The organism is Mycolicibacterium litorale (assembly GCF_010731695.1).
Classification (GTDB): domain Bacteria; phylum Actinomycetota; class Actinomycetes; order Mycobacteriales; family Mycobacteriaceae; genus Mycobacterium; species Mycobacterium litorale.
This window is the reverse complement of record NZ_AP022586.1, coordinates 1921168-1946070: the sequence shown is the minus strand read 5'-3', so window position 1 is coordinate 1946070 and position 24903 is coordinate 1921168. Positions and strand designations below refer to the sequence as shown.

Sequence of the window (24903 nt, the reverse complement as noted above, 5' to 3'; positions counted from 1 at the left end):
TGCGCCGCATGAAGTTCCACGGCGTCAAGGTCCTCGTGGTGACGGCGGCCGCGGTCGCGATGCTGGTCGGGGTGACCAGCCCGGCGGTGGCCGCTCCCGACGACGGGCAGTGGGATCCCACGCTGCCCAAGCTGCTCAGCGCGGGTGCGCCCGGCGATCCGCTGGCCATCGCGAACGCCTCGCTGGCGGCCACCGCCCAGGCCACCCAGGTCACCATGGACATGGGTCGCAAGTTCCTGTCGAGCATCGGTCTCGGTGGTGCGGCGCCGACCAGTGTGGCGCCGGGACGGGTGCGCGGCCCCCAGGCGATCGAGTACGTGATCCGCCGGGGCGCCTCGCAGATGGGCACGCCGTACTCGTGGGGCGGCGGCAAGCCGAACGGTCCGAGCCGCGGCATCGACTCCGGCGCCAACATCGTCGGCTACGACTGCTCGGGCTTCACCCAGTTCTCCTACGCCGGGGTCGGCGTGTTGATCCCGAAGTACTCGGGCGACCAGTACAACACGGGGCGGAAGGTGCCGACCTCGCAAGCCAAACGCGGCGACCTGCTGTTCTGGGGGCCGGGTGGCAGCCAGCACGTGGCCATGTACCTGGGTAACGGGCAGATGCTCGAGTCGTCCGGCAGCGCGGGCAAGGTGACGGTCAGCCCCGTACGCAAATCGGGACTGCAGCCGTACGTGGCCCGCATCATCGAATCCTGAGCACAGCCTGAGCGCAGCGGGCAACGTCGACGGATCCCGGAGTGCCTGGAATAGTTGACGGCGGGCGCTCTCGCGTCCACCGCACGACCAGCGAAAACAGTGGGAGGAATCTCGATGACGTCACCGAGTGGGCCGCCGCAGGGCGCCGGAGGGTATTCCGGTCCGAACCCCGCGCAGGGTTACCCCGCCGGCTCCCACGCCGCGCCGCAGGGCCAGGCGCCCGCGCAGAACAACGGTGGCCTGCAGGGTGAGGTGCACACGCTGGAGCGCGCGATCTTCGAAGTCAAGCGCATCATCGTCGGTCAGGACCGGTTGGTCGAGCGGATGCTCGTCGGCCTGCTCGCCAAGGGCCACGTCCTGCTCGAAGGTGTCCCCGGTGTGGCCAAGACGCTGGCGGTCGAGACCTTCGCCAAGGTGGTCGGCGGCACGTTCGCGCGTATCCAGTTCACCCCCGACCTGGTGCCCACCGACATCGTCGGTACCCGCATCTTCCGGCAGGGCAAGGAGGAGTTCGACATCGAACTCGGGCCGGTGGTGGTGAACTTCCTGCTCGCCGACGAGATCAACCGCGCTCCGGCCAAGGTGCAGTCCGCCCTGCTCGAGGTCATGGCCGAACGCAAGATCTCGATCGGCGGCAAGACCTTCCCGCTGCCGCAGCCGTTCCTCGTCATGGCGACCCAGAACCCGATCGAGCAGGAGGGCGTCTACGCCCTGCCCGAGGCGCAGCGCGACCGCTTCCTGTTCAAGCTGAACATCGACTACCCGTCGCCCGAGGAAGAGCGCGAGATCATCTACCGGATGGGCGTGAAGCCGCCGGAGCCGAAGCAGATCCTCGCCACCGGTGACCTGTTGCGCCTGCAGGACGTCGCGGCCAACACCTTCGTGCACCACGCGCTGGTCGACTACGTGGTCCGCATCGTCACCGCGACCCGCGAACCGGAGAAGTTCGGGATGCCCGACGCCAAGTCCTGGATCGCCTACGGCGCCTCCCCGCGCGCGTCGCTGGGCATCATCGCCGCCTCCCGCGCACTGGCGCTGGTGCGCGGTCGCGACTATGTCATCCCGCAGGACGTCGTCGAGGTGATCCCCGATGTGCTGCGCCACCGCCTCGTGCTGACCTACGACGCGCTGGCCGACGAGGTCTCCGCCGAGACGGTGATCAACCGGATCATGCAGACCGTCGCGCTGCCGCAGGTCAATGCCATTCCGCAACAAGGTCCTTCGGCTCAGCCCGCAGTCCCGGCCGGGGCGGGTGTGGCGGGCGGTCGGTGACCGAGTCCGGCGGTCGATCGGTCGATCTGCCGTCGCTGCAGCGTGGGCAGATCCGCGACCCCGCACTGTCGGCGGCGCTGCGCAAGCTCGAACTCACCGTGCGGCGCAAGCTCGACGGCGTCCTGCACGGCGATCACCTCGGCCTGATCCCCGGTCCGGGTTCGGAGCCGGGGGAGTCGCGCATCTACCAGCCCGGCGACGACGTCCGCCGGATGGACTGGTCGGTCACCGCGCGCACCACCGTCCCGCACGTGCGGGAGATGATCGCCGACCGCGAACTGGAGACCTGGATGGTGGTCGACATGTCGGCCAGCCTCGACTTCGGCACCGCGGCCTGCGAGAAGCGTGACCTCGCGGTGGCGGCGGCGGCCGCGATCACCTTCCTCAACAGTGGTGGCGGCAACCGGATCGGCGCGATCATCGCCAACGGCGAGTCCGTGCGGCGGGTGCCCGCCCTGTCCGGTCGCATGCACGAGCAGGAGATGCTGCGCACCATCGCCACGATGCCCAAGGCGCCCACCGGCGTGCGCGGCGATCTGGCCGCGGCCATCGACGCGCTGCGGCGCCCAGAGCGCAGGCGTGGCATGGCGGTCGTCATCAGCGACTTCCTCGGGCCGATCAACTGGATGCGCCCGCTGCGCGCGATCTCGGCCCGCCACGAGGTGCTGGCGATCGAGGTGCTCGATCCGCGCGACGTCGAACTGCCCGAGGTCGGCGACGTCGTCCTGCAGGACGCCGAGACCGGGGTGACGCGGGAGTTCACCATCGACCACCAACTGCGCGAGGACTTCGAGCGGGCGGCCGCCGAACACCGGGCCGAGGTGGCCCGCACGTTGCGGCGGTGTGGCGCCCCGCTGTTGAGCCTGCGCACCGACCGGGACTGGATCGCCGATGTGGTCAGGTTCGTGGCGAGCCGGCGCCGCGGCGCCATGGCCGGCCGATGAGCGCTTGCGCGAAGAGAGAACAGCCGCAGCTAACTCGACATAGAAACGAATTGACAAGCCGCACATGACATTACCGTTGCTCGGCCCGATGTCACTCTCGGGCTTCGAACATCCGTGGTTCTTTCTGTTCCTGCTCGTCGTGCTGGGCATCGTCGGGCTCTACGTCATCGTCGCGATGGCCCGGCAGCGCCGGATCCTGCGCTTCGCCAACATGGAGCTGCTGGAGAGCGTCGCGCCGAACCGGCCGAACCGCTGGCGCCACGTCCCGGCGATCCTGCTCGTCGCCTCGCTGCTCCTGCTCACCGTCGCGATGGCGGGGCCGACCCGCGACGTGCGCATCCCGCGTAACCGCGCGGTGGTGATGCTGGTGATCGACGTGTCGCAGTCGATGCGTGCCACCGACGTGTCGCCGAGCCGGCTGGCCGCCGCTCAGGAGGCCTCGAAACAATTCGCCGACGAGCTGACGCCCGGCATCAACCTCGGCCTGATCGCCTACGCCGGTACCGCCACGGTGCTGGTCTCGCCCACCACCAATCGCGAGGCCACCAAGAACGCGATCGACAAGCTGCAGCTGGCCGACCGGACCGCCACCGGCGAGGGCATCTTCACCGCGCTGCAGGCCATCGCCACCGTGGGCGCGGTGATCGGCGGCGGGGACGAGCCGCCCCCCGCACGCATCGTGCTGTTCTCCGACGGCAAGGAGACCGTGCCGTCCAATCCGGACAACCCGAAGGGCGCGTTCACCGCAGCGCGGACCGCCAAGGACCAGGGCGTGCCGATCTCGACCATCTCGTTCGGCACGCCGTACGGCTACGTGGAGATCAACGAGCAGCGTCAGCCGGTCCCCGTGGACGACCAGATGCTCAAGAAGATCGCCGACCTGTCCGAGGGTGAGGCGTTCACCGCGTCGAGCCTGGAGCAGCTGCGCGAGGTGTACGCCAACCTGCAGCAGCAGATCGGCTACGAGACCATCAAGGGCGACGCCAGCGTGGGCTGGCTGCGGCTGGGCGCACTGGTGCTGGCGCTCTCGGCGCTGGCCGCGATGCTGCTCAACCGGCGCCTGCCGGGATGACGCGGGAGCCCGAGTCGATTTCGGCCCAGGATGGGCCAGACGTTAAGTTGGCGGACATGACCGACAGCGCAGTAGCCGATACGGAAAGCCAGTCCGCGGGCGGCAGGCCGCCTTTCGTCTCCCGATCCGTGCTGGTCACGGGCGGTAACCGCGGAATCGGCCTGGCCATCGCGCAGCGCCTGGCGGCCGACGGTCACAAGGTCGCCGTCACCCATCGCGGCTCCGGGGCCCCCGAGGGGCTGTTCGGCGTCGAGTGTGACGTCACCGACAACGACGCCGTCGACCGCGCCTTCAAAGAGGTCGAGGAGCACCAGGGTCCGGTCGAGGTGCTGGTGTCCAACGCGGGCATCTCCAAGGACGCATTCCTCATGCGGATGACCGAGGAACGGTTCGAAGAGGTCATCAACGCCAACCTCACCGGCGCGTTCCGGGTGACCCAACGGGCCTCGCGCAGCATGCAGCGCAAGCGCTTCGGCCGGATCATCTTCATCGGTTCGGTGTCGGGTATGTGGGGAATCGGCAACCAGGCGAACTACGCGGCCGCCAAAGCCGGTCTGATCGGCATGGCCCGCTCGATCTCGCGCGAGTTGGCGAAGGCGAACGTCACCGCGAACGTCGTGGCCCCCGGCTACATCGACACCGAGATGACTCGGGCGCTGGACGAGCGGATCCAGGCCGGGGCGTTGGACTTCATCCCGGCCAAGCGGGTCGGCACCGCCGAGGAGGTCGCCGGGGCGGTGAGCTTCCTGGCGTCCGAGGATGCGCACTACATCGCCGGTGCGGTCATCCCGGTCGACGGCGGCATGGGCATGGGCCACTAGAGAACTCGAGAGAACAGGAACCAAGACATGGCAGGGCTTCTCGAAGGCAAGCGCATCCTCGTCACGGGGATCATCACCGACTCGTCGATCGCGTTCTACATCGCCAAGGTCGCCCAGGAGGCGGGTGCGGAGATCGTGTGCACGGGCTTCAACCGGATGCGGCTGATCGAGCGCATCCTCGACCGGCTGCCGGCCAAGCCGCCGCTGCTCGAACTCGACGTGCAGAACGACGAGCATCTCGACACGCTGGCCGACCGGGTCACCGAGGTGATCGGCGAGGGCAACAAGCTCGACGGCGTGGTGCACTCGATCGGCTTCATGCCGCAGACCGGGATGGGCATCAACCCGTTCTTCGACGCCCCCTACGAGGACGTCGCGAAGGGCATCCACATCTCGGCGTACTCGTACGCCTCGCTGGCCAAGGCCGTGCTGCCGATCATGAACCCCGGCGGCGGAATCGTCGGTATGGACTTCGACCCGACCCGGGCGATGCCGGCCTACAACTGGATGACGGTCGCCAAGAGCGCACTCGAATCGGTCAACCGCTTCGTCGCCCGTGAGGCCGGAAAGGTCGGTGTGCGGTCGAATCTCGTTGCCGCGGGCCCGATCCGGACGCTGGCGATGAGTGCCATCGTCGGTGGTGCGCTCGGCGACGAGGCCGGCGCGCAGATGCAGCTGCTCGAAGAGGGCTGGGATCAGCGGGCGCCGCTCGGCTGGAACATGAAGGATCCGACGCCGGTCGCCAAGACGGTCTGCGCGCTGCTGTCCGACTGGCTGCCCGCCACCACCGGGACGATCGTGTACGCCGACGGCGGCGCCAGCACCCAGCTGCTGTAGTTAGTGGACTGCCGTGCAGTTTGATGCGCTACTGCTGCTGTCCTTCGGCGGACCCGAGGGCCCCGATGAGGTGATGCCGTTCCTCGAGAACGTCACCCGGGGCCGGGGGATTCCGCGGGAACGGCTGGAGAGCGTCGCCGAACACTACCTGCATTTCGACGGCGTCTCCCCGATCAACGGCATCAACCGGGCGCTGATCGCCGAGATCGAGGCCGAACTCGCCGACCGCGGCCAGACACTTCCGGTGTACTTCGGCAACCGCAACTGGGCGCCGTACGTCGAGGACGCCGTCACCGCCATGCGGAACGACGGTGTACGCCGCGCGGCGGTCTTCGCGACCTCGGCCTGGGGCGGGTATTCCAGCTGCACCCAGTACAACGAGGACATCGCCAGGGGCAGGGCGGCCGCCGGTGACGGCGCCCCGGAACTGGTGAAGATGCGCCACTACTTCGACCACCCGCTGCTGGTGGAGATGTTCGCCGAGGCGATCGGCGATGCGACGCAGTCACTTCCGGCCGAGCTGCGGGACGAGGCCCGATTGGTGTTCACCGCGCACTCCATCCCGGTCGCCGCCGACGAGCGGCACGGCCCGCACCTCTACAGCCGGCAGGTCGCCTACGCGACCCGGCTGGTGGCCGCGGCGGCCGGCTACGCCGAATTCGACCAGGTGTGGCAGTCGCGGTCGGGCCCGCCGCGGATCCCCTGGCTCGAACCCGACATCGGCGACCACATGGCGGCGCTGGCCGAACGCGGCACCCGGGCGGTCGTCATCTGTCCGATCGGCTTCGTCGCCGACCACATCGAGGTGGTGTGGGACCTCGACAGCGAGGTGCGCGAACAGGCCGCCGACCTCGGCATCGCGATGGCCCGGGCCAGTACTCCCAACGCCGACCGGCGCTATGCGCGGTTGGCGCTCGATCTGGTCGACGAACTGCGTGACGGCCGGGAGGCCGCGCGCGTCGTGGGCGACGATCCCACCCCGGGGTGCGGGTACAGCGTGAACGGCACCACCTGCGCCGATTCCCCGCGGTGCGTCGCGCGCATCAGCGGCTGACCGGACCTTCCGGGCGCGACTGCGTGACCACGGCGACTTTTTCCGCGCAGATCTCGCCCTGAGTTCACACTTGACGCCGGTACGGCACACTCGCCGGATCCGAAACTCTCAGCGTGTTCGTCTTGCGCCCGCCGCTGCGCAGGTGAATGATCGGTGTTGCGTATAGAACATTGCGTTGCGTAATTCGCAACGACACTCCTTCTCGAGTGGAAGCGGTCCACCCATGCCCAAAATCGTCGTGATCGGCGCAGGCATCGTCGGCACCTCACTGGCCGACGAGTTGACGGCGCGCGGCGCCACCGACGTCACGGTGCTCGACCGCGGCCCGCTGTTCGCGACCGGCGGATCGACCTCGCACGCGCCCGGCCTGGTCTTCCAGACGAACCCGTCGAAGACCATGACCGCATTCGCCCGCTACACCGTCGAGAAATTCTGCGCGCTCGAACACCCCGGCGGCTGGGCGTTCAACCGGGTGGGCGGGCTGGAGGTCGCCGCGACACCCGAACGCTGGGCCGATCTGCACCGCAAGGCCGGATGGGCGCAGGCGTGGGGGATCGAAGGACGGCTGCTGTCGGCCGAGGAGTGCGCCGCCCTGCACCCACTGGTCGACCGCGATCGCATCTACGGCGGATTCCACACTCCCACAGATGGTTTGGCCAAGGCGGTGCGTGCGGCCGAGGCCCAGGCCGACCGGGCGACGGGGCGGGGCGCGGTGTTCCGGCCGCACACCGAGGTGCTCGGAATCGTCGATAAGGCGGGCCGGGTGACCGGGGTGCGTACCTCGGACGGCGTACTCGACGCCGACGTGGTGGTGTGCGCGGCCGGCTTCTGGGGCGCCGAACTCGCCAAGCAGGTCGACCTGGTGCTGCCGCTCGTGCCGATGGCCCACCAGTACGCGAAGACGGGACAGATCGCGCCGCTCGTCGGCCGCAACACCGAACACGCCGAGGCCGGACTCCCGATCCTGCGCCACCAAGACGCCGACCTCTACTTCCGCGAACACGTCGACCGCATCGGCATCGGCTCCTACTGCCACCGGCCCATGCCGGTCGACATGTCCACGCTGATGGTCGACACCGCGGGCGAATCGATGCCCTCGATGTTGCCGTTCACCGACGACGACTTCGCTCCGGCATGGCGGGAGGCGACGAAACTCATTCCCGTGCTGGACGACTCGAAGGTCGAAGAGGCGTTCAACGGCATCTTCTCGTTCACCCCGGACGGGTTCTCGATCATGGGTGAGCACCGCGACCTCGCCGGATTCTGGGTGGCCGAGGCCGTGTGGGTCACGCACTCGGCGGGAGTCGCGAAGGCCACCGCCGAATGGATCCTCGACGGCACACCGTCGGTGGACGTCAGCGAATGCGACCTGTACCGCTTCGAGGACGTGGCCCGCAGCCCCGACTTCATTCTGAAGACCAGCTCACAGGCCTTCGTCGAGGTCTACGACGTCATCCACCCGTACCAGTTCCGCACCGCCCTGCGCGGCCTGCGGACCAGCCCGTTCCACCAGCGACACCGCGAACTGGGCGCCCACTTCTACGAAGGCGGCGGCTGGGAGCGGCCCGCCTGGTTCGAGGCGAACGCCGCACTCACCGCGGACCTCGACATCCCGCAGCGAGACGAATGGTCGGCCCGCTTCTGGTCGCCGATCGCCGTCGCCGAAGCCCGGGCGACTCGTGAGCGGGTCGCGATGTACGACATGACGCCGCTGACCCGCTACGAGGTGTCCGGGGCCGGCGCCGCGGCATTCCTGCAGCGGATGACCACCAACAACGTCGACAAGAGCGTCGGGTCGGTCACCTACACCCTGATGCTCGACGAATCAGGCGGTATCCGCAGCGATCTCACGGTCGCCCGGCTGGGCCCGGACACCTTCCAGGTGGGCGCCAACTCACCGCGCGACTTCGACTGGCTCGGACGCCACCGACCCGACGACGTCGTGCTGCGTGACATCACCGGCGGCACCTGCTGCGTCGGCGTCTGGGGACCGCTGGCCCGCGACATGGTGCAGCCACTGTGCCGGGACGATCTGTCCCACAGCGCGTTCCGCTACTTCCGCGCCCTGCGGACCTACCTGGGCGCCGTCCCGGTCACCATGATGCGGGTGTCCTACGTCGGCGAGCTCGGCTGGGAGATCTACGCGAGCGCCGAATACGGTGGCGCCCTGTGGGATCTGCTGTTCGAGGCGGGTCGCGAGCACGGCGTCATCGCCGCCGGCCGGGTGGCCTTCAACAGCCTCCGCATCGAAAAGGGATACCGCAGCTGGGGGACCGATATGACCACCGAGCACCGGCCTGCGGCGGCGGGCCTGGACTTCGCGGTCCGGATGGACAAGGCCGACTTCGTCGGCAGGGCCGCACTCGAACAGTCACCCCCGCCCCGAACGACGTTGCACAGCATCGTGTTCGACGATCGCAGCGCCGTGGTGCTGGGCAAGGAGCCGGTCTACGTCGCCGGCGGCTGCGCCGGATACGTGACCAGCGCCGGCTTCTCGCCGACGGTCGGACGCACCATCGCCTACGCCTGGTTGCCCGCGGACGTGCGCAGCGGGGACCTTGTCAGCGTCGACTACCGAGGCACCCGGTACACCGCCGCCGTCCACAGCGAACCGGTCGTCGACCCCGACATGCTGCGAATCCGGAGATAGCCATGCCATACGACGTCATCGTGATCGGCCTCGGCGGCATGGGCAGCGCCGCCGCATACCATCTTGCGGCCCGGGGCCAGCGGGTGCTCGGCCTCGAGAAGTTCACTCCCGCCCACGACAAGGGTTCTAGCCATGGCGGATCCCGCATCATCAGGCAGTCCTACTTCGAAGACCCCGCCTACGTTCCGTTGCTGCTGCGCGCCTACGAACTGTGGGACCGGCTCGCGACCGAGTCGGCGCGCGAGGTGTACCGGATGACCGGCGGGCTGTTCATCGGGCCACCGGACTGCCTCACGGTGGCCGGCAGTCTGCTCGCCAGCAGGCAGTGGGATCTGCCGCACGAGGTGTTCGACGCCGACGAGATCCGTGCGCGGTACCCCGCCTTCACGCCCCGCGACGGCGATATCGCACTGTTCGAGGCCAAGGCCGGCTTCGCCCGCCCCGAGATGACCGTGCAGGCGCACCTCGACCTCGCGCAACGGGCCGGCGCCACACTGCGCTTCGGCGAAGAGGTCACCGCATGGGCGGAGACCGGCGGCGGGGTCAGCGTCACGACCGCCGACGGCACCTACACCGCGGGCCAGTTGGTCATCTGCCCCGGGGCATGGGCACCGCAACTGCTGGCCGAATTCGGCATCCCGATCACGGTCGAACGCCAGGTGCTCTACTGGCTCGACCCGGTCGGGGGCGTCGGCCCGTTCGTCGACCACCCCATATTCATCGCCGAAAACGAACGCGCGGAACAGATCTACGGTTTCCCGGCGATCGACGGGCCCGCCGGTGGGGTGAAGGTCGCGTTCTTCCGGAAGGGCGTCGTCTGCACCCCGGACACCATCGACCGCGAGGTCCACGAGCAGGAGATCGGTGAGATGCGCGACGAGGTGGCACGGCTGCTGCCCGCCCTCGACGGGCCGTGCGTGCACTCCGCGACGTGCATGTACTCCAACACCCCCGATCAGCACTTCGTCATCGCCCGCCACCCCGACAGCGCCAATGTCACCGTCGCGTGTGGCTTCTCCGGACACGGCTTCAAATTCGTCCCCGTGGTGGGGGAGATCCTCGCCGACCTCGCCACGACGGGCGCGACCGACCACCCGATCGACCTCTTCGACCCCCGCCGGCTGGTGAACGCATGACCGCCACCGAACAGACCGCCACGCTGCTCGCCACTCTCGGCGGCGAGTTCTACACCAGCGACACGGTGTTCGCTGCCGAGCAGACCGAGATCTTCGAGAACTCGTGGATCTGTGCTGCCCGCTGCGGCGACCTCGCCCAGCCGGGACAGTTCAAGAAGGTGCAGATCGGCCGCGAGAGCGTACTGGTGGTGCGGGCGCGCGATGGGCTGCTGCGCGCGTTCCTCAACGTCTGCCGGCACCGCGGCGCGCAACTGTGCACCGCATCCGAGGGCCAGGTGCGACGTACGTTGCGCTGCCCCTACCACGCGTGGACCTACGCACTGGACGGCAAGCTCGTCGCCGCGCCGAACATCGCGACGCTGACCGACAACACCGGCGCGGCCATCGACCGCTACCAGTACGGGCTCGTGCCGGTTGCGCTCACCGAGTGGCTCGGCTACGCCTGGGTGTGTCTGGCCGACGCGCCGCCGTCATTCGAGGAGACCGTGGCGGGTGAGGTGACGTTGCGCCTCGGCGACGCGGCCGCAATCGAGCGCTACGGCGTCGAGGGTCTGCAACTCGGCCACCGCATCGTCTACGACGTCGCCGCCAACTGGAAACTCATCGTCGAGAACTTCATGGAGTGCTATCACTGCGCGTCGATCCACCCCGAACTCGTCGACGTCCTGCCCGAGTTCGCGCGCGGAATGGCCGCCCAGTCCTACGTCGGCCACGGCGCTGAGTTCGGTTCCGACGTGACGGGATTCACCGTGGACGGCTCACCCGGTTTCGGCACGCTGCCCGGGCTGTCCGACGCACAGGACCGGCGCTACTTCGCGATCACCGTGCGGCCGACGGTGTTCGTCAACCTGGTCCCCGACCACATCATCTTCCACCGCATGTACCCGCTGGCCGCCGACCGCACCGTCGTCGAGTGCGACTGGCTCTACGCCCCGGAGATCGTGGCCGCCGGACACGACGTGACGCGTTCGGTCGAGCTGTTCCACCGTGTCAACCAACAGGACTTCGAGGCCTGTGAACGCACCCAGCCGGCCATGTCGTCGCGGGCGTACCGACACGGAGGTGTGCTCGTACCCGCCGAACATCACCTCGCGGAGTTCCATCAGTGGGTAGTGTCCCGTCTCGGCATGTCGGACGGCTGCGCAAGGGGTTGACCCATGGACGGTGGACCGGACCTCTACATCGGAGGTTCCTGGCGTCATGCCGGTGACGGCAGGGTTCGCGAGATCACCAACCCCGCCGACGGCAGCGTCGCCGCCACCGTCGACGAAGCCACCCCGGACGACGCGCGCGCCGCTGTCGCCGCGGCACGGCAGGCTTTCGACGACGGCGCCTGGCCCGCCACGCCCGCCGCCGAACGGGCGGCGCTGCTCGACCGGATCGCCGACCTGCTGGTGCGCGACAAGGAAGAACTGTCGCTGCTCGAGACCCGGGACACCGGTAAGACGCTGGCCGAGAGCCGCATCGACATGGACGACATCACCTCGGTGTTCCGGTACTACGCACGATTGATCGCCGTCCAGTCCGACCGGCTCGTCGACGTCGGCGACCCGTCCGTCATCAGCCGCATCGTGCACGAACCCATCGGGGTGTGCGTGCTCATCGCACCGTGGAACTACCCGCTGCTGCAGATGTCGTGGAAGGTCGCGCCCGCGCTGGCGGCCGGCTGCACCATGGTGATGAAACCCAGCGAGGTCACCCCGCTGAGCACCATCGCCTTCACCCGGCTGCTCGAAGAAGCGGGCGTTCCCGCTGGTGTGGTGAACCTCCTGCAGGGCAGCGGCGCCACCCTCGGCGCGGCGCTGACCGACAACGCCGAGGTCGACTTCATCTCGTTCACCGGGGGAGTGGCGACCGGGCGCACCATCGCCGAGGTCGCGGCCAAACACGTCACCAAGGTGGCGCTGGAACTGGGCGGCAAGAACCCGCACATCGTCTTCGCCGACATCGGCACGGGAGCCGGCTGGGACAACGCCGTCGACCACGTGCTGACCGGGGTGTTCCTGCATTCAGGCCAGGTGTGCTCGGCCGGGACCCGGCTCATCGTCGAGGAGTCCATCGCCGACGATTTCGTCGCCGACCTCGCCGCCCGCGCGGGCAAGATCCGGGTCGGTGACGGAATGAATCCTGCCAGCGAGACCGGCCCACTGGTGTCCGAGCAGCACCGCGGCAAGGTGGAATCATATGTCGCGCTGGGGATCTCGGAGGGGGCGACGCTGGTCTGCGGCGGCACCCGGCCGAGCGACCCGGCGCTGGCCGGTGGCAGCTACTACCTGCCGACGATCTTCGACCGGTGCGACCGGTCGATGCGAATCGTCACCGAGGAGACCTTCGGTCCCATCTTGACGGTGGAGCGGTTCAGCGACGAGGCCGAGGCGATCGCGCTCGGCAATGACACGCAATACGGTCTCGCGGCGGGTGTTCGGACCTCCGACGCCGCGCGGGGCGAGCGGGTGGTGCGGGCGCTGCGGCACGGCACCGTGTGGCTCAACGACTTCGGGTACTACACCGCGGCGGCGGAGTGGGGCGGGTTCGGGAGATCGGGCAACGGACGTGAGCTCGGCCCGGCAGGCCTCGCCGAATACCAGGAGATCAAACACATCTGGCACAACACAGCACCGCAGGCCGCCGGCTGGTTCAAGGGCTAGGAGACACATTCATGGTCATCAAGGAGCCTTCCGGCGCGAGCGGAGCGACGGGACACGTTTCCGCCGACAGCGGACTCGACGACTTCGGTTACCGGGAGTCGTTGGACCGCAGCATCGGCAAGTTCGCCAGCTTCGCCGCGGGCGTCAGCTACATCTCGATCCTGACCGGCACGTTCCAGTTGTTCTACTTCGGCTTCGGCACCGCCGGCCCGGCATATCTGTGGTCATGGCCGATCGTGTTCGTCGGGCAGATGGCCGTGGCGCTGTGCTTCATGGAACTGGCGGCCAAATACCCCGTCGCCGGATCGGTCTACAACTGGAGCAAGAAACTCGCCAGCAGACTGGTGGGCTGGACGTCGGGCTGGCTGATGCTGACCGCGTCGATCGTCACCATCTCGGCGGTGGCACTGGCCTACCAGCTCAACCTGCCACGGTTGTGGAGCGGATTCCAGATCATCGGTGACGGCACCGGTGAATACGACTACGCCGCGAACGCGGTGCTGCTGGGCACCGTGCTGATCGCGTTCACCACACTGGTCAACGCGCTCGGTGTGCGGCTGATGTCGATGATCAACAGCGCAGGCGTGTTCATCGAATTGATCGCCGCCGTGCTCATCGCCTTCCTGCTCGCCATCAACATTCAGAACAGCCCGGACGTCTTCTTCTCCACCAACGGGTACGGCGCCGGGGAGTCGATGGGCTTCCTCGGTGCGTTCCTCGTCGCCTCGCTGGCGTCGGGCTACGTGATGTACGGCTTCGACACCGCGAGCTCACTCGGTGAGGAGACCGTCGAACCGCGGCGCACCGCACCCAAGGCCATCGCCCGTGCGATCCTCGCCTCGTTCGTGATCGGCGGCGCCATCCTGGTTTTCGCCGTGATGGCCGCGCCGAACCTGCAGGACCCGGCACTCGGTGAGAGCTCCGGCGGGTTGCAGTACATCGTCCAGCAGGTCATGTGGGGCCCGCTGGGCAAGGTGTTCCTGGTCTGCATCGTGATCGCGGTGACGGTGTGCACCCTGGCCGTCCACACCGCCGCGATCCGGCTGACTTTCGCGATGGCGCGGGACAACGCGCTGCCCTTCGGCGAGCGGCTCGCGACGGTCAACCCCAAGACCCAGACACCGATCGTGCCCGCGGTGACCATCGGCATCATCGCGGTGATCATCCTGGTGCTCAACATCGCCAACACGCAGATCTTCACCGTGCTGACGTCGATTGCGATCATCATGATCTACCTGGCGTACCTGATGGTCACCGGACCGCTGCTCAAGAAGCGGCTGCAGGGCCAGTGGCCGCCGAAGGACCTCAAGGAGGGCGGCTACTTCACCATGGGGCGCTGGGGCCTGCCGGTGAACATCTTCGCCGTCGTCTGGGGTGTCGGCATGGCGCTGAACCTGGCGTGGCCTCGCGCCGCCGTGTACGGCGAACCCTGGTACAACACCTGGGGCGCGTTCGTCTACATCGGCGTCATCCTCGGCGCCGGCCTGCTCTGGTATGCGCTCAGAGGCCGCAACCACATCGGGTGCCTCGAATCCCACGCCGCCACAACGAGAGACGTCGGCCTCGATGGCTGACACGGGCACCTACGACTACGTCATCGCCGGTGGCGGCACCGCAGGTTGTGTGCTGGCCGCCCGGTTGTCGGAAGACCCCGAGGTCACGGTCTGCCTGATCGAGGCGGGCCCGACCGACGTCGGGGACGACAAGATCCTGGTGCTCGCCGACTGGATGCATCTGCTCGACTCCGGGTACGACTGGGACTACCCGATCGAACCGCAGGAGCGCGGCAACTCGTTCATGCGGCACGCCCGGGCCCGCGTGCTGGGCGGCTGCTCGTCGCACAACTCGTGCATCGCGTTCTGGCCGCCCGCCGAGGCGCTCGACGAGTGGGTGACGATGGGCGCCGACGGCTGGAGTGCCGCCGAGATCCTGCCGCTGACCGAGAGATTGACCAAGACGGTCCAGCTGCGGGACGTGCCGCCCGAGGATCCGTGCGGGGCGGCGGTGCTGGAGGCGGCGGCGATGGTCGGCCTGCCCACCGTCGCCTTCAACCGCGGTGAGACGGTCCGCAACGGCGCAGGCTGGTTCCAGATCAACGCCGACGACGACGGCGTCCGCAACTCCACCTCGCACGCGTTCCTGCACCCGATCCTCGAGACCCGGCGCAACCTCGAGGTGCGGACCGACTGCTGGATCGCCGAGATCCTCTTCGACGACTCCAACGCCGCCACCGGGGTCCGGTACCAGCGGCCGGACCTCACCGGCTACGACACCGTCTCGGCGCGCCGCGAGGTGATCCTGTGTGCGGGCGCCATCGACACCCCGAAGTTGTTGTTGCTCTCGGGAATCGGGCCCACCGCGCATCTGCGCGAGATCGGGATCCCCGTGCGCGTCGACAGCCCCGGCGTCGGCGCCAACCTCGACGACCACGTCGAAGGCCTGGTGTTCTGGGAGGCCGCCCGGCCGATGGTGACCACGTCCACGCAGTGGTGGGAAATCGGGCTGTTCACCACGATCGACGAGGGGGTCAGCCAGCCCGACCTGATGATGCACTACGGCAGCGTGCCGTTCGACATGAACACGCTGCGGCGCGGCTACCCGACCACCGACAACGGATTCTGCCTGACACCCAACGTGACCCAGGGGCACAGCCGCGGCACGGTGCGGCTGCGCAGCCGCGACTTCCGCGACCGCGCGCGCGTCGACCCCCGCTACTTCACCGACCCCGACGGCTACGACGAACGGATCATGCTGGCCGGCGTGCGGCTGGCCCGCAAGATCGCCGAACAGGCGCCGCTGGCCGGGTGGGTGCAGCGAGAACTCGCGCCGGGCCCCGACGCCACGACCGACGACGAACTGCTCGACTACATCCACCAGTGCCACAACACCGTCTACCACCCGGCGGCCACCGCGCGGATGGGCGCGACCACCGATCCGATGGCGGTCCTCGACCCGCAGCTGCGGGTCAAAGGGGTGTCGCGGCTGCGGGTGGTCGACGCGTCGGCGATGCCCAAACTGCCTGCGGTCAACCCGAACATCACCGTCATGACGATGGCCGAGAAATGTGCTGACCTGATCCGAAGGTCGTGACCTCGGTGGGTGCCGCTGACACGGGTGTCCGGGCTTTTCTGGCCGAGCACACGCCCTTTCAGTCGATGCCCGACGAGGACCTCGACGAACTGGTGGCGGGCGCCCGGGTGGAGGAGTTCCCGGCCGGCGCGGTGGTCGCCGACTACGCCAGCCGGGTGCCCGACGACGTCTGGATGGTGCTCGACGGGCAGGTCAGCCTGCACGCGAGCGCGGACGGCGCGGTGATCGACACGGTCAACCGGGGCGGGATCTTCGGATACACGCCGATGCTCGTCGGCGGCGGTATGCAGTTCGAGGCGCGAACGTCGCTGCCCAGCAGGTTGATCCGGCTCCCCGGCGCGCTGGTGCGGTCGCAATTCGCCAGTCCCGCCGGGCTGGCGTTCCTGGCGTCCTCGGCGTGGAACGCGACCAAGGCGGTGCGGCCCCTCGGCGCAGCGGGCGGTCAGACCGTCGGCGAGCTGGTGGACAGCGAGGTGCTCACCGTCGACCCGCACACCTCGGTGCGTGAGGCCGTCATCGAGATGACCCGCCGTCGGATGTCGTATGCGTTGATCCGCCTGCCCGACGGCGGTCTTGGCATCTTCACCGATCGGGATCTGCGGACCCGGGTGGTTGCCGCGGGTATCCCGGTCGACGTCGAGATCAGCCGGGTGATGAGCGCGCCGGCTCGCACGGTCACCGCCGATCTGACCACCGAGACGGTGCTGATGGAGATGCTCGAGAGCGGCGTGCGGCACATGCCGGTGCTGACCGGACGCGGCGACGTCATCGGCGTTCTCGAGGACGCGGATCTGCTCGCGGCGTCGGCGCGGCAGAGTTTCATGCTGCGCCGCGCGATCGGTTCCGCCGCCGACGCCCGCGAATTGCAGCGGGTGGGGCAGCGGGTGCGGGGGATGGCCGGTGAGCTGTTCCGCAACGGCACCAAGGCATCCGCGGCGAGTGCGATCCTGTCCGTGGTCGTCGACAGCCTGGTGCGCCGCGCGCTCGAGATCGCGCTGGCCGAAACGGGCGGCGTCTCGGCGGGATTCGCCTGGCTGACGCTGGGAAGCGTGGCGCGGCGGGAGGCGATGCCGTCGTCCGACGTGGACAGCGCCCTGTCGTGGTCCGACGAATCGGCGCCGCGCGCAGACGAACTGCGCGGCGTCGCGGCCCGCACCCAGAGCATCCTCGACGGCTGCGGGCTGCCGTCGGACCGTAACGGCGCGGTGGCGGCCAAGCCGGGCTTCTCCCGGCCGGCCTCGCAATGGCGGGCCGCCGCGCAGGAGTGGCTCGACCACCCGCTGCGCGACCGCGGCCTGATCATGTCGTCCCTGCTGATCGATGCGCGCGTGGTGTGGGGCGACACCGCCCTGCACACCGCCGCCGCCGCGTATCGGCGCCTGCGCGACCATCCCGAAGCGTTGCGGCTGCAGTTGCTCGATGCACTGTCGGGGCGGGTGCGGACCCGCTCGCTGCGCGATGTGCTGGCGCGCCGGGGCGGCACGTTCGACCTCAAGAGCCACGCCGTCACGCCGATCGTCAACCTGGCGCGGTGGGGCGGTCTGAGCGCCGGCCTGACCACCGCGACCACCCCGGCCCGGCTGGCGGCCGCCGCACAGGCCCGGGCCATCAGCACGCAGGACGCCACCACGCTGGGCGACGTGTTCTTGATGTTGCAGCGGCTGCGCATGGCCCATCAGGTCGAACAACTCACCGCCGGGCACACGCCTGGTGACGTCATCACGATGTCGGAACTGTCGCCGCTCAACCGCAGCCTGCTCAACGAAGGCCTGCGGGAGATCGCCGCCGTACAGCGGCGGGTGCGCCAATCCGGGATCCCGCCCGTTTAGGCTTGCGCCGATGCCCAGGGATGACGACAGGCCGGCCGCCGCGGTGCAGTCCGTCGACCGCGCGCTCGTGGTCCTGGAGATCCTCGCCAAGGCGGGGCAGGCCGGCGTCACCGAGATCGCGGCCGCACTCGACGTGCACAAGTCCACCGCCTCGCGGCTGATCGCGGTGCTGGAGTCGCGCGGCTACGTCGAGCAGGTGTCGGGCCGGGGGAAGTACCGGCTCGGCTTCGCGATCGCGCGGCTGGCGCGCGCCAGCAGTGGTCACCTCGACCTCGGCCGGTTGAGCCAGGACATCTGCGACGGCCTCACCGACGACCTCGGGGAGACCACGAACGTGGCAATCCTCGACGAGAACCGCATCGTCAACATCGTCGAGTCCATCGGACCGGGCGAGATCACGCTGCGCACCTGGGTGGGGCAGAGCTGTCCCGCCCACGCCACCTCGAGCGGCAAGGTGCTGCTGGCCGGCCTGGACGTGGCCGACGTGCGCGCCCGGCTGAGCGATCCGCTGACGTCGTTCACCCCGCACACCCTCGCGACGGTGGACGCGCTGCTGGCCGAGCTGGCCACAGTGCGCGAACGCGGGTGGGCCAGTGTCACCGAGGAACTCGAGGTGGGGCTGAACGCGGTCGCGGCTCCGGTGCGTGACGCGAATGCGCAGGTGGTGGCCGCGCTGAGCGTCTCGGGGCCGTCGTACCGGATGGGTGAGGAGAAGTTGGCCGAGGTCGCCAAGCAGACGATCGCCGCCGCGGACGCGATCAGCCGGCGGCTGGGCTGGATCGACGCCGACACCGCGTGACGAAACACCCGCCCGGTGTCATGCCGACGGCGCGTTATCGAGCGGCTTGCATGCCGATACCGGCGGCGAACCCGTAAGCTCGATGAGGTGCAGCGACGAATCATGGGGATCGAGACCGAATTCGGCGTGACCTGCACGTTCCATGGCCACCGCCGGCTCAGTCCGGACGAGGTCGCCCGATATCTGTTCCGGCGGGTGGTGTCGTGGGGCCGCAGTTCGAACGTCTTCCTGCGCAATGGCGCACGGCTGTATCTCGATGTCGGTTCCCACCCCGAGTACGCCACCGCCGAATGCGACAACCTCATCCAGTTGGTGACCCATGACCGGGCCGGCGAGCGGGTACTCGAAGACCTGCTCATCGACGCCGAGCAGCGGTTGGCCGATGAGGGCATCGGCGGCGACATCTACCTGTTCAAGAACAACACCGATTCGGCGGGCAATTCGTACGGATGCCACGAGAACTATCTGATCGTGCGGGCCGGTGAGTTCTCCCGGATCTCCGACGTACTGCTGCCGTTCCTGGTGACCCGCCAGCTGATCTGCGGTGCGGGCAAGGTGCTGCAGACGCCGAAGGCGGCGACGTTCTGCCTGAGCCAGCGCGCCGAGCACATCTGGGAGGGCGTCTCGTCGGCCACCACCCGCTCGCGCCCGATCATCAACACGCGCGACGAACCGCACGCCGACGCCGAGAAGTACCGTCGGCTGCACGTGATCGTCGGCGACTCCAACATGTGCGAATCGACCACCATGCTCAAGGTGGGCACCGCCTCGCTGGTGCTGGAGATGATCGAAGCCGGGGTGCCGTTCCGCGACTTCTCGCTGGACAACCCGATTCGCGCGATCCGCGAGGTGAGCCACGATCTGACCGGACGCCGCCCGGTGCGGCTGGCCGGCGGGCGGCAGGCCAGCGCGCTGGACATCCAGCGGGAGTACTACTCGCGAGCTGTCGACTATCTGCAGACTCGCGAGCCGAACTCGCAGATCGAGCAGGTGGTGGACCTGTGGGGCCGCCAGCTCGACGCGGTCGAGAGCCAGGACTTCGCGAAGGTCGACACCGAGATCGACTGGGTGATCAAGCGCAAGCTGTTCCAGCGCTACCAGGACCGCTACAACATGGAGCTGTCCGACCCGAAGATCAGCCAGCTCGACCTCGCCTACCACGACATCAAGCGCGGCCGCGGCGTGTTCGACCTGCTGCAGCGCAAGGGGCTGGCGGCGCGGATCACCACCGACGAGGAGATCGACGCCGCCGTCGACACCCCGCCGCAGACCACGCGCGCAAAACTGCGGGGCGAATTCATCAGCGCCGCACAGGAGGCCGGCCGCGACTTCACGGTCGACTGGGTGCATCTGAAGCTCAATGACCAGGCGCAGCGGACGGTGCTCTGCAAAGACCCGTTCCGGTCGGTCGATGAGCGGGTCAAGCGGCTCATCGCCAGCATGTAGTTCTCGACCCCACTGACGCAGATTTGGTGCAGTGGGGTTGAGTCGTGCTCAGGTAACATTTGCTGGACGATTCGTGAACGGGTAGTCGAGACGTGTCCTGAGGCAGATGAGGGTCTGATCTTGTCGGCGAAGCACTTGCTGGGGGGTTCGACGGCTCGGCTTCGCGCGCGGGGTGAGTGGGGGTGTCGATGACCGAGTTGAGAGTCAACACCGGCGAGCTGGCTAACGGGGGCAACGGTCTGGTCAGCGGTGCGCAGGCGATCCCGGAGCCGCTGCAACCGCTGGTGACGTCCGGGACGGACGCCCTGTCGCTGGCGCTCAACGCTCGGACCAACGAGATCGAATTGCCGCTCATCGAGGGCATGCCGAAGACGAAGGCCGAAGCGCTGGCCACGGCGGAGAACATCATCAGGGCGGCCGGGCTCTACGAGCAGACCGACCAGCAGATCGCCGATCAGATCCGTAAGGCGCTGGCGGAGTTGGACGGTGCAGGTGCGCCGGGCGGTGGTGCAGCGGGCGGAGGCGGCGCTCCCGGTGCGGCCGGTGCCGGGGGGCCCGCTGCGGGTGCTGGTGGTGGCGCGGTGGGAGGCGTCCCCGCCGGGGCCGATGCAGGTCAGCAGATGGGTCAAATGGGCCAGATGATGGGCATGCCGATGCAGTTGGCGCAACAGGCGGCTCAGATTCCGATGCAGCTCGCGGGCATGGCCGCGCAGATTCCGCAGGGGATCATGCAGGGCGTTCAGAGCGGGCTGCAGCAGGTCGGACAGATGACGAGCAAGCTCGGCGAACGGGACGACGCCGAGAAGGACGAGCAGGCCCGGCTCGAAGAGGAGCGGCGCGAGAAGAAGGACGAGCCGGCGGAGGAGAAGCCGGAGGGCGCCGCGCCGGGCGAGGCGGCAGGGGAACGGGCGCCCGAGTACGTGCCGCGACACGCCGCCCCGGAAACGCCGCAAGCAGAAGCCGCGCCTGATGCCCCGCCGCCCGCGCCGAAGCCGGCGCCCACGCGGCCCGCGGATTCATCGATTGTGTTGTAACCGTGAGTGTTTCTGACGCGAAGGTGCGCATATGAGTTTGCCTCCCCCTCCGAACCCGTATGGCGGCCAGCCGCCCTATGGTGGCCAGCCGCCGCAGGGCGGGCAGCCGCCGTACGGGGGTCAGCCGCAGTGGGGTGGTCCGCAGCCGGGTGCGGGTGAGGGGCAGTTCAGTGGTCCGCCGCCGTGGGGTCCGCCGCCGCAGCAACCGCCGTGGGGTGGTCCGCCGATGGGGCCGCCGCCGCACAAGGGCGGTAAGGGCAAGTGGGTGCTGGGTGGTGTGATCGTGTTGCTGGTCGTCGCGTTGGCGGTGACGGTGACGATCTTGGTGACGCGGGACGGTTCCGATGGGAATTCGCCGACGCCGCCTGGGGACGGTCAGGCATCGGAGTTCGCGAGTGCCAACGACACTGGGCCGGTCAACATCATTACCGAGGATCCGACGTGCGATGCGTGGGGCAAGGTTGCGCGGGAATATGTAGACGAAACTAAGGCCGTCGGCTGGGACAAGAGGGACCCGCTGCTCCCATCCACCGCGTGGACGCCTGACCAACGTGCGATGTATGAGGCAGTCGGCGAAGCGATGTCCCGTGCGGCCGGTCAAACAGTAAAACTAGCGAAGAATACCCCCCATCGGGCAATGCGAGAGCTCTACCAACAATTCGTCGCCTATTCTAATCAGTTCGTAGCAACGATTCCGGATTACCGCAGTGAAGATCGACAACTTGCCTTCACGACCGATGCAATTGTGACCGCAACGGCCAATATTTGCTCGTCCATCGACTATGAGTCGGCGCCTGCAATTGCGCCGTTAGTCGTCACGCCTTCGACGCCTACAACAATCGCGCCACTTGGCGATCCGGCAGATCCTGCCATCTTTATTGAGCAGGATAACCCCGCCTGTCAGAAGTGGAGTGACATGGTTAATCGATTCGGCGACGAAACGGCTGACTGGGTTGCAATAGATCCGGCCATTCCCGCTGCTGAGTGGACCCCTGAACAAAGGGACATCAACGAGAAGGCGGCACGTGCCATGGTGGCCAACGCCGATGAAGTGGAAAAACTGGGACGCGAAAGCGGCAACCCGACCTTAGAAGATATCGCTACGCTCGGAGCTCAGTACCGGCGGGGGTTCGCGGAGGCAATCCCGGATTACAATGCCAACGACAATTTCCTCGCCCAGGCGGCCACCTACCTGGTGCGAATCATCGATAGCGGTTGCAAGGCGCTGCAATGATTGGTCAGGCAAGCGGCGAGAGGCCGTCAGGACGCTTTGCCGCCGAAATGACCGGTAACGGCGCATGGCCTGAAACAGACGAGACAATCTATAGAGATCGTGCCAGCGAGTTAAATCGGACGCTTTCCGCTCTGACTGGTGCGCGTCAGAACTGGCAGTCGCAACAAGCTTCCCTGTTTAACAGCCCTCATGTATGGCACGGCGCGAGTGCCTCGAAGGCGGGTGGAAAAGTCGATAAATACGGTCGAGCAATGGCTGACCATGAGGAGCGGCTCCGCGACGCAATCACATGGTGCGAAGACGCAGCGACCACTATCGGGGACGCAAAAGAGGCCATCACCAGCAACGTCAAAAAGGGACAAGAGCGAATTGATGACCTTGAAGACGAGGCCGCTAGGACGGGTGCAGATGCCACAACCGCCATACGCTCGGTCGTCAATACCAAATACTTCGAAAACTTAGACAGGGTGAACTCTCTCGCGGTAGGCCTCGGCGGGAAGCCCCTTCCGCCGCAAGCGCCATTCGAGGAGGCGGATGACGAAGAGCAAATCGGCCCTACTGGAGACGGCCCCGTCGATAAGGTGCAGCTGGTAAGTGGTTTCACCCGGGACGGCCAACGCGGCGAGACTCTCGGCGCCGGCTACGTGGGACCGCCATCATCCGCCGCTCCGACGACAGCGACTGAGCCGCTCAGAACTGCTCAAAACGAAGGAGGAACTGCGCCACAAGCCGCGCCGCCACCTGCTATGCCACCTGCACAGACTGGCGTTCCCCAGCCGCGGGAGGCTCAACCTGGCGACGCAATTACTGGGTACGTTCCGCCTCCTCGCGCGGAGCTTCCAGGACCCAACCCGGCACCTCCGAAGGCCTCCGTTCCGCCTGCCAGTGGCACTGTGCCTGGACCCTCTTCGTCTGGGGTCACGGGGGCGCCGATAAATGGTGGGTCATCACCTGCAGCAGGGGGGTTGAGCGGAGCAGGCGGTTCGAGTAGTGCGGCGTCTCCCGGTGTCGGGGGCGGCGGGTCGTCTGGAGGCGGCACGCCAAGCACTCCGATCAGTGACAGCCCATCGTCAATTGGCGATGTGAGTGGTTCTGACCCGAGCACCGGCGCCTCAGGGCCATCATCCGGCTCTGGTGGACAACCCCCGATCCAGCCACCGCCGATCGCAGAGAGCTTGTCGAATATCGGCCCTCCAATGCAGCCTGCGTCGGCGCCCATGGCCGCCCCGGCGCCGGCTGACGTTGCGCCCCCAGCTCAGGCGGCGCCTTCCAACCCGGTGACGACCAACGCCGCTCACGCGCCTGTCGCGCCGGTGGCTCCGCCGTCAGCTGGCGGTGGCGTGCCGATGTCGGGTGGTCCGGCCATGCCTCCGCCGATGCCGTTGGGTCCGCCGCCGACACCGTCGCCGGCAGCGCCGGTCATGCCGGCATCTGCAGCCCCGCCACCGGTGGCGCCTCCGCCTGCAAGCGCGGGGTCTGCTGTCGGGGCGCCGGCTCCAGTGCCGGTGTCGGCGGCGCGCGCAGAGCGCGATGCCATTGCCGGTTCCATGCGGCGCCAATCTGCCGGCGATCCGGTGCAGGTCGCTCGTCGCGTCGCGGCCGCGCTAAATGCGGTTGAGTCAATGGATTTCGGCTTTTTCTGGGCGACTGGTGTCGCGAAGGATGGCACGATCCTGGTGGCCAACAGCTACGGCATCGGCTACATCCCGGACGGCGTCAAGCTGCCTGAGCAGGTGAAGATGGTCAGCGCGGACGAGTCGATCCCGATCGAAGAACGTGCGAAGTGGGCCACCTTCCCCATGCTCGCCCTACACGGCTGGGCTCAGCACCACGACATTCCGTTGCGCGCCGTGGTGGCGACGGCTGAGCAGTTCGACGGGTTCGACCCGGGCGCGGCCCGCGTGATCCTTCGGCCCGATGACATTCCCGAACGCGGTGACATGGCCGGCCGCTCGCGTCTGGAGGTGATTGCGCCGAGTGCCGCACGTCAGCTCGACTCGGTGGGTGACGCGATGCTCGGTGACTTGTTGCCGCCGGCTCCTGCGGACACCGCTTCGCCGGCTGACAACTCGATGATGTTGTGGTTCGAGGTGATGAAGCCGTTGATGAGCACCTCGGCGGATCGCGGAGTACCCCACCTCCAGGCGATGGCGGCCTACGCCGACCACGCCCAGGAGTTGGCGCTGCACAAGGCGCAGACAGCGGTCGACGCCACGGCGCAACGAGCGGCGATCGCCGACTGGGTCTACTGGCAGCACGTCAGCGTCATGAGCAACGACGCCATCGCCGTCAAGCAGTAGGCAAGCTCTGATATCGCCGGCACTATCGGATTCCGA

20 protein-coding genes are annotated in these 24903 nt (G+C 68.0%); 19 read left to right on the top strand and 1 reads right to left on the bottom strand.

Annotation, left to right across the window (positions count from 1 at the left end; translation table 11 throughout):
- The first annotated feature begins 8 nt into the window (after positions 1–8).
- The 18 genes from ripB (at position 9) to G6N30_RS08975 (ending at position 22567) form a co-directional block, all read left to right on the top strand.
- Positions 9–701: an NlpC/P60 family peptidoglycan endopeptidase RipB gene (gene ripB, locus G6N30_RS09060; RefSeq protein ID WP_407664745.1), complete on the top strand. Its 693-nt coding sequence runs from the start codon at positions 9–11 to the stop codon at positions 699–701.
- Positions 702–815: 114 nt separating this feature from the next.
- Positions 816–1973, top strand: coding sequence for a chaperone MoxR1 (gene moxR1, locus G6N30_RS09055; protein WP_134052017.1), 1158 nt, complete (start codon positions 816–818; stop codon positions 1971–1973).
- Entirely contained in the window at positions 1970–2917 is a 948-nt protein-coding gene (locus G6N30_RS09050; RefSeq protein ID WP_134052015.1) for a DUF58 domain-containing protein, read from the top strand. The genes moxR1 and G6N30_RS09050 overlap by 4 nt, the downstream gene beginning before the upstream one ends.
- Positions 2918–2981: 64 nt before the next feature.
- Positions 2982–3989 carry a VWA domain-containing protein gene (locus tag G6N30_RS09045; RefSeq protein WP_134052013.1) on the top strand — a complete coding sequence of 336 codons (1008 nt, stop codon included), beginning with the start codon at positions 2982–2984 and terminating at the stop codon, positions 3987–3989.
- 56 nt (positions 3990–4045) lie between these two features.
- Complete coding sequence (gene fabG1 / locus G6N30_RS09040; RefSeq protein ID WP_134052011.1) at positions 4046–4810, top strand: 3-oxoacyl-ACP reductase FabG1; 765 nt, start codon at positions 4046–4048, stop codon at positions 4808–4810.
- A 27-nt stretch (positions 4811–4837) separates the two neighbouring features.
- Positions 4838–5647, top strand: coding sequence for an NADH-dependent enoyl-ACP reductase InhA (gene inhA / locus G6N30_RS09035; RefSeq protein WP_134052010.1), 810 nt, complete (start codon positions 4838–4840; stop codon positions 5645–5647).
- Between the two features lie 13 nt (positions 5648–5660).
- The gene (locus G6N30_RS09030; RefSeq protein WP_134052008.1) at positions 5661–6701 is read left to right on the top strand and encodes a ferrochelatase; all 1041 of its coding nucleotides are present in this window, start codon (positions 5661–5663) and stop codon (positions 6699–6701) included.
- 223 nt (positions 6702–6924) lie between these two features.
- Positions 6925–9351 carry a GcvT family protein gene (locus G6N30_RS09025; RefSeq protein WP_134052006.1) on the top strand — a complete coding sequence of 809 codons (2427 nt, stop codon included), beginning with the start codon at positions 6925–6927 and terminating at the stop codon, positions 9349–9351.
- 2 nt (positions 9352–9353) lie between these two features.
- Entirely contained in the window at positions 9354–10487 is a 1134-nt protein-coding gene (gene solA / locus G6N30_RS09020) for an N-methyl-L-tryptophan oxidase (protein ID WP_134052004.1), read from the top strand.
- Positions 10484–11641, top strand: a complete 1158-nt coding sequence (locus tag G6N30_RS09015) for an aromatic ring-hydroxylating oxygenase subunit alpha (protein ID WP_134052002.1) — start codon at positions 10484–10486, stop codon at positions 11639–11641. The genes solA and G6N30_RS09015 overlap by 4 nt, the downstream gene beginning before the upstream one ends.
- A 3-nt stretch (positions 11642–11644) precedes the next feature.
- Entirely contained in the window at positions 11645–13135 is a 1491-nt protein-coding gene (locus tag G6N30_RS09010; RefSeq protein WP_134052000.1) for an aldehyde dehydrogenase family protein, read from the top strand.
- An 11-nt stretch (positions 13136–13146) separates the two neighbouring features.
- Positions 13147–14709: an APC family permease gene (locus tag G6N30_RS09005; RefSeq protein WP_134051998.1), complete on the top strand. Its 1563-nt coding sequence runs from the start codon at positions 13147–13149 to the stop codon at positions 14707–14709.
- Positions 14702–16225, top strand: a complete 1524-nt coding sequence (locus G6N30_RS09000) for a GMC family oxidoreductase (RefSeq protein WP_134051996.1) — start codon at positions 14702–14704, stop codon at positions 16223–16225. The genes G6N30_RS09005 and G6N30_RS09000 overlap by 8 nt, the downstream gene beginning before the upstream one ends.
- A gap of 5 nt (positions 16226–16230) precedes the next feature.
- Positions 16231–18054 carry a putative nucleotidyltransferase substrate binding domain-containing protein gene (locus tag G6N30_RS08995; RefSeq protein ID WP_134051994.1) on the top strand — a complete coding sequence of 608 codons (1824 nt, stop codon included), beginning with the start codon at positions 16231–16233 and terminating at the stop codon, positions 18052–18054.
- Between the two features lie 10 nt (positions 18055–18064).
- Positions 18065–18853 carry an IclR family transcriptional regulator gene (locus tag G6N30_RS08990; protein ID WP_134051992.1) on the top strand — a complete coding sequence of 263 codons (789 nt, stop codon included), beginning with the start codon at positions 18065–18067 and terminating at the stop codon, positions 18851–18853.
- An 87-nt stretch (positions 18854–18940) separates the two neighbouring features.
- A complete protein-coding gene (gene pafA / locus G6N30_RS08985; RefSeq protein WP_011559863.1) occupies positions 18941–20299 on the top strand; it encodes a Pup--protein ligase in 1359 nt (452 codons plus the stop codon).
- A 188-nt stretch (positions 20300–20487) separates the two neighbouring features.
- Complete coding sequence (locus G6N30_RS08980; RefSeq protein ID WP_234880168.1) at positions 20488–21333, top strand: hypothetical protein; 846 nt, start codon at positions 20488–20490, stop codon at positions 21331–21333.
- Positions 21334–21559: 226 nt separating this feature from the next.
- A complete protein-coding gene (locus tag G6N30_RS08975; RefSeq protein ID WP_234880081.1) occupies positions 21560–22567 on the top strand; it encodes an ESX-1 system-associated protein in 1008 nt (335 codons plus the stop codon).
- Positions 22568–23861: 1294 nt separating this feature from the next.
- Here the strand turns inward: G6N30_RS08975 and G6N30_RS27340 are convergent.
- Positions 23862–23990: a hypothetical protein gene (locus G6N30_RS27340; protein ID WP_264007010.1), complete on the bottom strand. Its 129-nt coding sequence runs from the start codon at positions 23988–23990 to the stop codon at positions 23862–23864.
- Between the two features lie 76 nt (positions 23991–24066).
- On the opposite strand from G6N30_RS27340, the gene G6N30_RS27200 reads away from it, so the two are divergent.
- A complete protein-coding gene (locus G6N30_RS27200) occupies positions 24067–24867 on the top strand; it encodes an EspK C-terminal domain-containing protein (RefSeq protein ID WP_244964989.1) in 801 nt (266 codons plus the stop codon).
- Positions 24868–24903: the final 36 nt, after the last annotated feature.

Coding starts and splice junctions, on each gene's coding strand:
- ripB (WP_407664745.1), top strand. CDS start 9: ATGAAGTTCCACGGCGTCAAGGTCCTCGTGGTGACGGCGGCCGCGGTC.
- moxR1 (WP_134052017.1), top strand. CDS start 816: ATGACGTCACCGAGTGGGCCGCCGCAGGGCGCCGGAGGGTATTCCGGT.
- G6N30_RS09045 (WP_134052013.1), top strand. CDS start 2,982: ATGACATTACCGTTGCTCGGCCCGATGTCACTCTCGGGCTTCGAACAT.
- fabG1 (WP_134052011.1), top strand. CDS start 4,046: ATGACCGACAGCGCAGTAGCCGATACGGAAAGCCAGTCCGCGGGCGGC.
- inhA (WP_134052010.1), top strand. CDS start 4,838: ATGGCAGGGCTTCTCGAAGGCAAGCGCATCCTCGTCACGGGGATCATC.
- G6N30_RS09025 (WP_134052006.1), top strand. CDS start 6,925: ATGCCCAAAATCGTCGTGATCGGCGCAGGCATCGTCGGCACCTCACTG.
- solA (WP_134052004.1), top strand. CDS start 9,354: ATGCCATACGACGTCATCGTGATCGGCCTCGGCGGCATGGGCAGCGCC.
- G6N30_RS09015 (WP_134052002.1), top strand. CDS start 10,484: ATGACCGCCACCGAACAGACCGCCACGCTGCTCGCCACTCTCGGCGGC.
- G6N30_RS09010 (WP_134052000.1), top strand. CDS start 11,645: ATGGACGGTGGACCGGACCTCTACATCGGAGGTTCCTGGCGTCATGCC.
- G6N30_RS09005 (WP_134051998.1), top strand. CDS start 13,147: ATGGTCATCAAGGAGCCTTCCGGCGCGAGCGGAGCGACGGGACACGTT.
- G6N30_RS09000 (WP_134051996.1), top strand. CDS start 14,702: ATGGCTGACACGGGCACCTACGACTACGTCATCGCCGGTGGCGGCACC.
- G6N30_RS08990 (WP_134051992.1), top strand. CDS start 18,065: ATGCCCAGGGATGACGACAGGCCGGCCGCCGCGGTGCAGTCCGTCGAC.
- G6N30_RS08980 (WP_234880168.1), top strand. CDS start 20,488: ATGACCGAGTTGAGAGTCAACACCGGCGAGCTGGCTAACGGGGGCAAC.
- G6N30_RS08975 (WP_234880081.1), top strand. CDS start 21,560: ATGGGGCCGCCGCCGCACAAGGGCGGTAAGGGCAAGTGGGTGCTGGGT.
- G6N30_RS27340 (WP_264007010.1), bottom strand. CDS start 23,990: ATGACCGGCGCTGCCGGCGACGGTGTCGGCGGCGGACCCAACGGCATC.